An 11,003-nucleotide genomic window follows, 5' to 3' on the forward strand; every position below is an offset into this window, starting at 1 on the left:
TGGGTGGTGGCCGACAAAAAAGGATTCCTGGAAAAAGAAGGCATCAAGCTGGTTTATACCGGCGAACTGATTTCCAGTCAGATTCTTCCCTCCGTATTAAACGGAAATAATGATGTAGCCACCGCCCAGCCTAATTTGCTGGCCATTGCCAAAGCGGGCGGGGCTCAGGTGACGGCGGTGGCCAGAAACCAGGTGGAGCCGTCACCGGAAGTGGACCCCATATTTCGGCATATGAGGTGGTATGTAAGACCCGAAACCGGGATCAGATCCATCTCGGACCTGAAAAACTATAAAGCCGGGGAAAAGATCAAGACCAACGGGACCGTCAACAGCTGCAACCAGTTTCTTTTCAATACCCTGCTGGATAAGGACGGCGTACCCCGAGACAGGATCGAATGGGTTACCTTTACCAACGATATAGCAGTCATCCAGTCAACCAGTCAGGGCATTCTGGATGTGGCCCAGGTGCACCCGCCCTACTATAAATCGGCTGAGGACGCCGGCCTTATCTTAATCGCCGATTCCACCGATACGGATCTGGGAGAAGCGGCCGGGGCCAGCCTCTACTACTTCCGGAACGATTTTATCAAGAACAATCCGGAAACGGTTGAAAAGTTTGTCAAAGGAATCGTAGCCGCCCAGAGATGGAGCAACGAAAATCCGGAAGAAGCCATTCAGCTGACCGCGGAATGGATCAATGTCCCGGTTACGGGAGTGCATTATTTTGCCAGAAGCTCAGAAATCAAGGAAAGCGATATTACGCCCTGGCTCAAAGATCTGGAGAACAGCGGCGCGCTTAAACCGGGGCAGGTCAAAGCTACGGATCTCATAACCCGCCAATTCGAAAAAGTATCCCTGAATTAGAGGGGCCGCCCGGGAGAAAAAGCAGGTGCTGCCCTAACGCCTGACAGCGAGCGGACGATGTTCCTGATCATCGCCTCAGACAGTTGCAGGCGAATCGTTCAGGCATCATAAAGGCAGGCAGGGGGGAAGGAAAACTGGCCTTCCCTCCGCCCTCCCGCCTGCCATGGCAATGGGGAAGAGAACCCCCGCCTTCCGCTGCCCGGAGGCGGCTGGGAGCAAGTGAGGTCTTTATGGTGGAAAACGCTACGATAAAAATATACGGCATGACTTGCACGCTGTGCTCGGCGATCATAGAAGCCGGAGTGGAAAAACTGGCCGGCGTGGAAAAAGTCAATGTCAGTTATGCAGCGGAAAAAGCGGCCCTGCAATACGACCCGTCAGCCGTTGAACTGGGCGAAATCAAAAAAACCATTGAAAAATTAGGATTTTTCGTTGAAGAAGGCGAACTGGCCGATTCTGGCAGCGGGTTGGACCGCAGTACCCGAGAAAGAAATAAACTGAAAAAGCAGTTTATCGTCTCGGCCATTTTGAGTTCTCCCTTGCTGCTGGCTATGATTTTGGGGGGCTTGGGATTTTGCCATGATACTTTCGATCCTTACAACCAGACTGCCTGGGGTCTCTTTGTCGAGAGTTTAAGAGTAAAAACCGCCGGCCTTCATAAATGGGAGCTTCAACTGGCCCTGGCTACCCCGGTGCAATTTATTATGGGCTTTAATTTTTACAGGAATGCTTTCTACTCTGTAAAGCTGAGGAAGGCGACTATGGATGTGCTAGTAGTGCTGGGAACCACTGCCGCCTATTTCTACAGTCTTTATGTATCGCTTTTTGAGACAACGCTGTATTATTTCGGCATGAAAAATATATATTTTGAAGCTTCGGCGACGATTATAACCCTTATTCTGCTGGGGAATTATTTGGAGGCTCTGGCCCGGGGAAGAACCTCTACAGCCATACAAACCCTGATAGGGTTGAGGCCTAAAACCGCCAGAGTCATAAAGGGTGACAGTGAAATCGATATTCCCATCGATGAAGTGGCAGTCGGGGATATTATTATTGTCCGGCCGGGGGAAAAAATTCCGGTGGACGCCGTTGTGCTGGAGGGGTACTCCAGCGTGGATGAATCCATGCTGACCGGAGAGAGTGTTCCGGTGGACAAACAAGTTAATGATTTTGTCACCGGGGCTTCCATAAACAAGCATGGCGCCTTAAAAATAAAAGCTCTCAAGGTAGGCAATGAAACCGTTTTAGCCCACATCATCAAGCTGGTTGAAGACGCCCAGTCCAGTAAAGCGCCTATCCAAAGAATCGCCGACCAGGTAGCGGGGGTTTTTGTTCCGGTAGTTATTCTGGCTTCCCTGGCCACCTTCTGCATCTGGTTTTTCTTTATTTATAGCGCACAAGTATTCCTGATTGACAAGGCCATCGTAGCTGCCGTATCGGTTCTGGTCATATCCTGCCCCTGCGCTCTGGGCCTGGCCACCCCCACCGCCATCATGGTGGGAATGGGGAAGGGAGCCCAAAACGGGATCTTAATAAAAAACGGTGAAGTACTGGAGAATGTATGCAAAATAAATACGGTCCTGCTGGACAAAACAGGCACCATTACCACTGGTAAACTGGCGGTAAGTGATCTGCTTTTGATTGCCGGGGACGATGAGGAATTTAGTGAAAGCAGCATCTGGGAAATCGCTGCTATGGCGGAAAAAAAATCGGAGCATCCCCTAGGAACCGCCATATACCAAAAATATAAGCGCTTCTTCTCCCGGGAGGCCGCAGAGTCCCGGCGCTTTGAAGCTATTCCCGGTCAGGGCATTTATGCGCAGGGCCTGGGAAGGACCGTTTTAATCGGCACCCGGAAGTTGATGGAAGATCGCGGCGTAGCCATAGATCATGCCAAGAACCTGCTTATCCCTTTGCAAAATGCAGGCAAGACCTTCAGTTATGTGGCTGTCGACGGAAAACTGACCGCCATTATAGCCTTTACGGATGAAATTCGGGCCCATTCCCAGGAAGCGGTGGCCCGGATGAGCAAAATGGGGCTGGAAGTGTATATGCTGACCGGCGACAATACCCAAACCGCCATGGCCATCGCCGAGCGGGTGGGCATAAAAAATGTTCTGGCGGAAGTATTGCCGGATAAAAAGGCACAAGCCGTTGAAAGTCTTAAAAAACAGGGGAAAAAGGTGGCTATGGTCGGAGACGGGATCAACGACGCCCCGGCCCTGGCGGCGGCGGATATCGGCATAGCGGTGGGAACCGGAACGGATGTGGCCATTGAAACCGGCGATATTGTACTGTTAAAAGATGATTTAACGGCGGTTCCGGCTGCAATTCAACTGTCTTTTGCTACCATGCGCACCATCAAGCAGAACCTGTTTTGGGCGTTTATTTACAATATTATCGGCATCCCCATCGCCGCCGCCGGGTATTTGAATCCAGTCGTAGCCGCGGCCGCCATGGCCTTAAGCTCTATATCGGTGCTGTTAAACTCCCTGCGCCTCAAAGGTTTTAGATTGAATTGACGACCCTGCATTCAGCCGGGGTGACTTATGGAGGTGGTTTTATGTCTGACGAAATGGGCTATGAAGTAGAAAGCGGGCATGGCGGAGTCGATCCCCAACCGGGCGGCAGTTGGAGAATGGTGAGAAGGTTGTTGGCCGGGGTGGTGGTTCTGGCCGGGCTCTATTTTGTTTTGCAGCGCTGGCTTCATTTCGATCTCTGGCAGTTTTTGAAAGATTTGTATATGCTGAAATACTTTTCCCAGCTGGGGAAAGACGCCAGCTATGGCCTGTTGTTTGCATTGGGCGTACTGACCTCTTTTCACTGCATCGGCATGTGCGGCGGCATCACCCTTTCCCAGACCATTCGCTATAAACAAGATGATATACAGAAATCCTATGCCTGGCTGCTGCCCGCAGTGAAATACAACGGAGGAAGAGTCATCGCTTACACCCTGGTGGGAGCCGTGGTGGGCGGACTGGGGCAGGTGATCAGCTTTTCCGGCGTATGGAAAGGCATCATCCCCTTGCTGGGCGGCCTTTTTATGATTGTTATGGGGATTCATTTGCTGGATATTTTTCCTTTTTTACGCAGACTCACGATCCCCATGCCCAAATTCGCCGCCCGCAAGGTGCTGGCCAATCAAGATCACGGCCCCTTTTACATTGGCTTGCTGACCGGGCTCATGCCCTGCGGGCCTTTGCAGATTGTTCAATTATATGCTTTGAGTACGCGCAGTGTGGTTTTCGGTGCCCTGTCCATGTTCGTCTTTTCCCTGGGAACCGTCCCCTTGTTATTCTCCCTGGGCGCGGTCAATTCTTTGGTGAATAAAAACAGGATCAATGCCATCCTCAAAGCCAGTGCGGCACTGGTGGTGGTTCTGGGCCTGGTCATGGTGGGGAGGGGATTGTCCCTGTCAGGCGTTATGATACACCTACCCTCTATATTGCATTCGCAAAGCATCACGGTCGAGGGAGAAGCGGCTGTAGCCAGGATCGAGGGTCCTGTTCAAACTGTGACCATATCCCTGAAGCCAGACCGCTTTGTACCCCTGGTGGTGCAAAAAGGAATTCCGGTCCACTGGATCATTCAGGCGGACGCCGAAAATCTAAACGAATGCAATAAGGCCATTCATATTCCCAAGTTTGCCATCGACCGGGAATTTTCTCCGGGCCAGAACCTGGTGGAATTTACCCCCCTGGAAAGCGGGGAATTCGTTTATACTTGCTGGATGGGGATGATCAAAAGCAAAATCATAGTAGTGGACGACCTGGCAGTTGGTTTTTAAGGTTGCTGGCCGACAACCCCCTTTTTATTCACGCCGTATCAAAGGCAATGCAGCATTTTCCGCAAGGCGGAAACCATTCCGGCTTGCTTGAAATTCGACCAGGTGCTGGCGATAGCGATGGGGGATGAACTGGGCTTGCAGGCGGGGATTGCGCCGGGAATCGATGCTGATTTCAGTAAAATAAAGCTTCCAAAGCTCCTGGTAGCCGTCTTCTTCCGGCAGGAAGGATGCCGGGACAGTGTCTAAATCAATCAGATACCACCGGCGTTGCGGGTACGGCTTTTTTTCGGGGCTGGTTTGCCCGTCGTAAACAATGGCCCCATTTCTTTTTTGGTCGTGAATGACCCAGCGTTCGCCGGCCAGGCGTTCCGCGAAATGATCGGCGATCAGGGGAAGAATATCATGATCGGGAGCCAGGCTGGCGTATAAAAACTTACCCTGGTCGGCGAAACGCAGCAATCCTAAGAAACGGTGAACTTCCCGGGTGACCTGGCAGGCTATTTTATGCAACGGATGGACCTGGGGATGAGAATGGTAAAAATCTATTTTGGAACCCATGCGAAAGCCTAAACGGAGATAGTTTAGAATGATGTTCTCTTTGCCGGGGCAGGAGGAAAGGAAAGCATAATAGACCCGGGCCAAAGCAGCCTCCGATATTTTTTCCTCTATGGCCTTGTATACCCGGGCGGCATAATCGGGATTGCTGCACACCAGTCCGCTCTCGACCAACAGGGAGGGCTGGTAAGATTCCCGGGCATAGATGCCGTCCGCGGCTTCCTGGTAATAATGATAATAAATACAGGTCAAAAGGCCGTCAAAGCTGCCGTCGTATAAATAATCCACAGCCTTCCTCCTTTATGCAGAATAAAAATTAAAACAGGGTCAACTGCTGCGCCGATGGAGCCGGGGGAAGGATGCTGCGGCGAATTGTTAACGGATCAAAGGGCCGGCTGCCGGCATAAACCCCTTTGCAGGTGACGAAATGCCGGGCTCGCTTGTAAGCCACGCCCAGGGTTTTTAACTGGTCGGCGGAAAGGGCCGCCAGGCGCCGCTGGGTCAGGATGCGCCAGGCTGACTTGAGCCCGATGCCTGGAACCCGGAGCAATTCTTCGTAAGCAGCCCGGTTGATTTCCAGAGGGAAAAATTCCGGGTGGCGCAGCGCCCAGGCCATTTTGGGATCTATTTCGGTCTCCAGCTGAGGGTGGACCGGATCGACGATCTCCTCGACTTGAAAATGATAGTAGCGCAGCAGCCAGTCCGACTGGTAAAGGCGGTGCTCCCGCAAAAGCGGCGGGGCGGTGGCCAGGGCCGGCAGATGGGAGTCTTGATTGACCGGAACATAGGCCGAAAAATATACGCGCTTCAGGCCGAAAGCCCGGTACAGGGCCTGGGTAGTTTGCAGGATAGTCAGGTCGCTGTCCTGGCTGGCCCCGACAATCATCTGGGTGGATTGACCGGCGGGTGCAAATCTGGGAGCATGACGAAATCGTTTGCGCTCCTCCTTATGGATCAGGATTTGATCCCGGACCTGCTGCATGGGCGTATAGAGCATAGGGAGGGACTTTTGCGGTGCCAGGAGGCGCAGGCTTTGTTCGCTGGGCTGTTCTATATTGACGCTCATGCGGTCGGCCAGCAGTCCGGCCTGCTGGATCAGGACCGGGTCGGCGCCGGGGATGATTTTTACATGGATATAACCGTGAAATTCATATTCCTGGCGGAGCAAGGTCAGGATCCGGACCATCTTTTCCATGGTATGGTGGGGTGAAACCTCCACCGCCGCGCTGAGAAACAGGCCTTCGATATAATTGCGCCGGTAGAACTGAAGGGTCAGATCGGCAATTTCCCGGGCGGTAAAGCTGGCCCGGGGTATGTTGTTGGAGCGGCGGTTCACGCAGTAACGGCAGTCGTAAATGCAGTCATTGCTGACCAGGACCTTCAATAAAGAAATGCAGCGCCCGTCGTCGGACCAGGAATGGCAGATGCCGAAGGATTTGGCGTTGCCTATTCCGCCTTCATTTTTCCGGGACACCCCGCTGGAAGCGCAGGCAACATCGTACCTGGCGGCGCCGGTTAAAATGGCCAGCTTGGCCATGGTATCCATATGACTCACCCCACAAGACATTTTTTACGTTTAGCTTTGGGCCGGATATCTTGCCCCGGGCATAAGCAGAGGCAAAGCCTTCAAGAACATATGTTCTTGAAGATGATTTCAGTATACCATATAAAACGACTTAAGCAAACATATGTTCTAATCATCCTCAAAGGAGAAAATTATGACAGCCGCATTTCAAACAAATACAGCCGTTTGCCGCTCATTGACAGAGGCTTTTAAATTCTATATACTCAAAGACGAGTAAACATACATAAATACTAGGCATTAACCGGGGAGCGGTTCTGAATATCGCAGTAAAGACAGGCAAGGTTCTTTATTTTCGTCTGCAAGGCAGGAGTTTAAGCAATTCCCGCTAATAGAAATAATACCAGGGATGTCATAAGGCATCACAGAAAATCGGAGAGGGGAAAGGATATGCTGATCCGGCATTTGCGAGACTATCAATGGGAAAACATTGCGGTTCTTCCTTATAAGGAGGAAGGCCATCATTATAAACGCATCACGAAGCAGATTCTATCTGAAGAGCTGGCGGATATTCCCTGTCAACTACGCTATTTTGAAATTGCCCCGGAAGGATATTCCACATTAGAACATCATGAACATGCCCATCTGGTCATCATTTTTAGAGGAGCAGGGGAGGCCCTTGTAGGCGACAAGGTTTTTCCCGTGCAGGAAAAAGACGTCATAACCATCCCGGCTCATACCTGGCACCAATTTCGGGCCAGCCAAGGGACGCCTTTTGGCTTTCTTTGCCTGGTCAACGTTGAGCGCGACAAGCCGGTTCTGCCGTCGCCGGAAGATATGGAACGCTTGCGCCGGGACCCTGATGTAGCCGCATTTATAAGGAGTTGAATTTAGTGAAGCCAGAGCGCAGTTTCGGGTTTGATACGCGTATGGTGCATGCCGGCCACAAATGGGCTAGAGTTAGCCTTTATCCATATTGTCCCGGCCACATTAAATTCCAGCGGAGGCATTGATTATGGAAAGATTCTCTATCGTATATCGTTTGACGGGAAGCGAAACCGATGCCTATAGCAAGGCCGAAGATATCTGCCTGGAGCAGACCGTGGAATTCCCGGGGGAATTGGTGCCCGAGGGGGTTATCCGGGAGCATATCGTGGGACGGATAGAAGATTTCCAACCGGAGGCAGCGGACAGCTACAGAGTCACGGTCAGCTTTGCGATAGAAACCGCCGCCCGGGAACTGACCCAGCTTTTAAACGTGATCTTTGGCAACATCAGCATCAAGCCCGGTTATCGGGTAGAAGAAATCAGATTGCCCGAATCCATAACTAAAGCTTACCGGGGACCCAGATTCGGCAAGAGGGGATTGAGAGAGCGGTTGAATGTGGCTGAGCGTCCTTTGCTTTTTTCGGCTCTCAAGCCCATGGGGCTGTCTGCTGAGGACTTGGCCCGCCTGGCCTATCAGCTGGCCCTGGGAGGGATAGACATCATCAAAGACGACCACGGCCTCACCAACCAGGACTATGCCCCTTTTCACGAAAGAGTTCAACTCTGTGCCCGAGCCGTAGAACGCGCCAACCGGGAAACCGGACAACAGTGTATCTATGTAGCCAACGTTACCGCACCTTATGGTGAAGTGGCTCAACGCGCCAGCTTTGCCCGGGACTGCGGCGCCGGGGGGCTGTTGGTCGCACCCGGCCTGGTGGGATTTGACACCATGCGCAGCCTGGCGGAGGATGACAGACTGGGTCTGCCTATTTTCAGTCATCCCGCTCTGCTGGGAAGCTATGTTTTAAGTCTGCAGCATGGCCTCTCTCATTTCGCTTTATTCGGACAAATCACACGCCTGGCCGGAGCCGACGGAAGCATCTATCCCAATTTTGGCGGACGTTTTTCTTTCAGCCGGGAAGAGTGCAGAAACATTGTTCAGGGAACTTCGGTTTCCATGGGGCATCTGAAAACAATTTTTCCCTGTCCCGGCGGAGGGATGAGCATCGGCAGCATACCCGACATGATCCGGGTATATGGCTCAGATGTTATTTTCCTGGTAGGCGGAGGACTGTTCAAACACGGACCCGATATCGTGGAGAACTGCAGGTATTTTCGCAGCCTGGTGGAGGGAGTTTCCTGATGCCCTGTCAAGCTGCGAAATGTCTGACTCGATAATCCACACCGATAGGGAGCTTGATAAATATCCGGGCTGGATATTCTCGGATTCCTTATAATCCCAGTAGTTTTCGCAGCGCGGATTCGGGCCAATGGCTGTTTGGAAAAACTTCAGAATATGCGTTTTCTTTGCTGAAAATCAAGGAAGGTATATCTGTGTTGTCATAAACCAGAATCTTGTCGCATACATGAATCAGTTGCGGCAGAAGAGCCAGCGCACGATGATAGCGCGCCCGGATTTTGTCCTCCGGCACATTATGACCGCCGGCTGCATAACGCGCCCTGACCCGGGCAACATTTATATTTTCGTCGCAAGTCAGGATATAAACACATTGTATTTCATATCCGAGTGCTTTGGCTTTTTGTAATAATAATAGATTTCTTTCAGTGGATAGAACTGTTTCAAATGAAAAATCGACACCGCTGTTGAGAAGTTTATTGCGCAGCGACTCAGCATGCTGGGCGGCTTCAAGGTCGGTTATATCGTACTCCTTTTTCAGATCGTCTGCGTTGATATAGGTTCCAAAGACCGGAAGCCCGCGCGTTACTGTGGTCTTCCCCGAACCGTTCGGTCCCGCGAAAGCCAGTACGGCAGGTTTGCGCGAGTTGTCAGCCATTGACATATTCCCGCGTCCCATTGGCAAATTCTAAATATGCCCGCTTTGTATCTGTGTCATATCGCGCCACCGGTAATCCTTTTCGCTGATTCTCCGCGACCTCGCTCTGGACGGCAGTTTTAAACGCGTTTGTGATGTCGCCCGAAGAGTAGCCGGAACCGAAACCGGAGTTTTTTACACTGATGGGAAAAGGAATGGCTGCTTCATCGACCGCCTTGCGCAGAAAAATGTTGAGCGCTGTGCTCATATTCATACCCAAGCGGTCAAACAAGCTTTCGGCACGTTCTTTCAGGTCTTTGTCAACACGGATTGTCACCCGCACGTCGTTTTGGGCTTTCATAGCCGTTGTCTCCTTTCAGTGCTTTACATCCATATATATTATACGCGGCGCAAGGGAAAAAGTCGACCGATACACATCCATTGTATGTACAATGTCTGTCTATTATACTTGTATATGCCGCTAAACAATGTCAATCAGCGTCACGGGCAATGCACAGTGCTTTTCATTGATGTTAGCGGTTTTAATAGAAAGTGGTAGCGGACGACGAAGAAAACGGCGTTGACATACGTAAGTAAACGCTATATACTCAGGTATATAAGTAAACATATTTATTTACTTGCATATAATTGCTTTTATTTAAGGTTGACCGGAAAAACTGGAGGCTTGGTTGCATTTTCAATATGCAGACCGGTCTTTTTTTGTCATTGTAAGGGAGTTTAGCGTCTCCATATCGCCTTAAGAATTATACTCCGGGAGAAGAACAATGAATGAATGCAAAATAACTTTTGACGTAGATGATGAAGTTCTCGCGTTGGGGCTGACGGTGGCAGCCATTGTTGTACAGGGAATCGATAACCAGAAAAGCACGCCCGAGTTCGATGCATTTTTTGAGCGGGAGACCAGGCAGGTGCTGCAGGATTTATCCCTTGAAAATATCAAAAGAGATCCTTTGCTGCAGGGCTTTCGCCAGCTGCATGAACGGGCCGGATGCTCCAACCGAAAAACGATTGCTGCCTCCGAGAACCTGCTGAAGTTTCTGTTGAAGACCGGACATTTGCCGCGCGTGAATTTGCTGGTTGATATTTACAATTTAGTATCATTGACCAGCCGTCTGGCGCTGGGGGCCCATGATGTCAGATCTATTGGCGGAAATGTCCGCCTCAGAATGACAAACGGTCAGGAGAGTTTTTGGCCTATCGGCAGCCGGGAGCCTGCTTTGGTCAAACCCGGCGAGTATGCTTATATTGACGATAATAACGATATTATCTGCAGACTTGAAGTTCGACAGGTGGAAAAAACCAAAGTAACCTTGCATACGAAGGAATGCTTCTATATCATACAAGGAAACCCGGCGGTCACTTCTGATGACCTGAAAGCTGCCACCGAGAACCTGATAGAACTGACCCGCAGGTTCTGCGGCGGAGAAGAACGCATTCTTTATAAGCCCTGGTAGTTTATGGGCATGAGGGCACGGCGCCGGCCTTGGGGATT

At 51.1% G+C, this 11,003-nt stretch carries 10 protein-coding genes; 6 read left to right on the forward strand and 4 right to left on the reverse strand.

Features of this window, described 5'->3' with window-relative positions; genetic code table 11:
- The 3 genes from B3W37_RS00425 to B3W37_RS00435 all read left to right on the forward strand — a co-directional run.
- Positions 1-864 (forward strand): ABC transporter substrate-binding protein (locus B3W37_RS00425; RefSeq protein WP_483174453.1); only part of this gene is annotated, 864 nt, incomplete at its 5' end.
- A gap of 83 nt (positions 865-947) precedes the next feature.
- Entirely contained in the window at positions 948-3,386 is a 2,439-nt protein-coding gene (locus tag B3W37_RS00430) for a heavy metal translocating P-type ATPase (RefSeq protein ID WP_483171726.1), read from the forward strand.
- A 41-nt stretch (positions 3,387-3,427) separates the two neighbouring features.
- On the forward strand, positions 3,428-4,651 hold the full coding sequence (locus B3W37_RS00435) for a sulfite exporter TauE/SafE family protein (RefSeq protein WP_483174454.1): 1,224 nt from the start codon (positions 3,428-3,430) through the stop codon (positions 4,649-4,651).
- A 24-nt stretch (positions 4,652-4,675) separates the two neighbouring features.
- Here B3W37_RS00435 and B3W37_RS00440 read toward each other — a convergent pair whose 3' ends face one another.
- A complete protein-coding gene (locus tag B3W37_RS00440; protein ID WP_483174455.1) occupies positions 4,676-5,494 on the reverse strand; it encodes a TIGR03915 family putative DNA repair protein in 819 nt (272 codons plus the stop codon).
- A gap of 28 nt (positions 5,495-5,522) precedes the next feature.
- Positions 5,523-6,752: a putative DNA modification/repair radical SAM protein gene (locus B3W37_RS00445; protein WP_483174456.1), complete on the reverse strand. Its 1,230-nt coding sequence runs from the start codon at positions 6,750-6,752 to the stop codon at positions 5,523-5,525.
- Between the two features lie 426 nt (positions 6,753-7,178).
- On the opposite strand from B3W37_RS00445, the gene B3W37_RS00450 reads away from it, so the two are divergent.
- Together B3W37_RS00450 and B3W37_RS00455 are read left to right on the forward strand one after the other, a co-directional pair.
- Positions 7,179-7,616, forward strand: coding sequence for a cupin domain-containing protein (locus B3W37_RS00450; protein ID WP_483171730.1), 438 nt, complete (start codon positions 7,179-7,181; stop codon positions 7,614-7,616).
- Positions 7,617-7,743: 127 nt separating this feature from the next.
- Complete coding sequence (locus B3W37_RS00455) at positions 7,744-8,859, forward strand: RuBisCO large subunit C-terminal-like domain-containing protein (protein WP_483174457.1); 1,116 nt, start codon at positions 7,744-7,746, stop codon at positions 8,857-8,859.
- A gap of 88 nt (positions 8,860-8,947) precedes the next feature.
- On the opposite strand, the gene B3W37_RS00460 is transcribed toward B3W37_RS00455, so the two are convergent.
- Together B3W37_RS00460 and B3W37_RS00465 are read right to left on the reverse strand one after the other, a co-directional pair.
- Positions 8,948-9,511: an ATPase gene (locus tag B3W37_RS00460; protein WP_483174458.1), complete on the reverse strand. Its 564-nt coding sequence runs from the start codon at positions 9,509-9,511 to the stop codon at positions 8,948-8,950.
- A complete protein-coding gene (locus B3W37_RS00465) occupies positions 9,504-9,851 on the reverse strand; it encodes a type II toxin-antitoxin system RelB/DinJ family antitoxin (protein ID WP_483171733.1) in 348 nt (115 codons plus the stop codon). Before B3W37_RS00465 ends, B3W37_RS00460 begins: the two co-directional genes overlap by 8 nt.
- Positions 9,852-10,275: 424 nt before the next feature.
- On the opposite strand from B3W37_RS00465, the gene B3W37_RS00470 reads away from it, so the two are divergent.
- Positions 10,276-10,965, forward strand: coding sequence for a B3/B4 domain-containing protein (locus B3W37_RS00470; protein WP_483174459.1), 690 nt, complete (start codon positions 10,276-10,278; stop codon positions 10,963-10,965).
- The last annotated feature ends 38 nt before the right edge of the window (positions 10,966-11,003 follow it).

The sequence above is a fragment of the Syntrophomonas sp. UBA5494 genome (assembly GCF_002426325.1).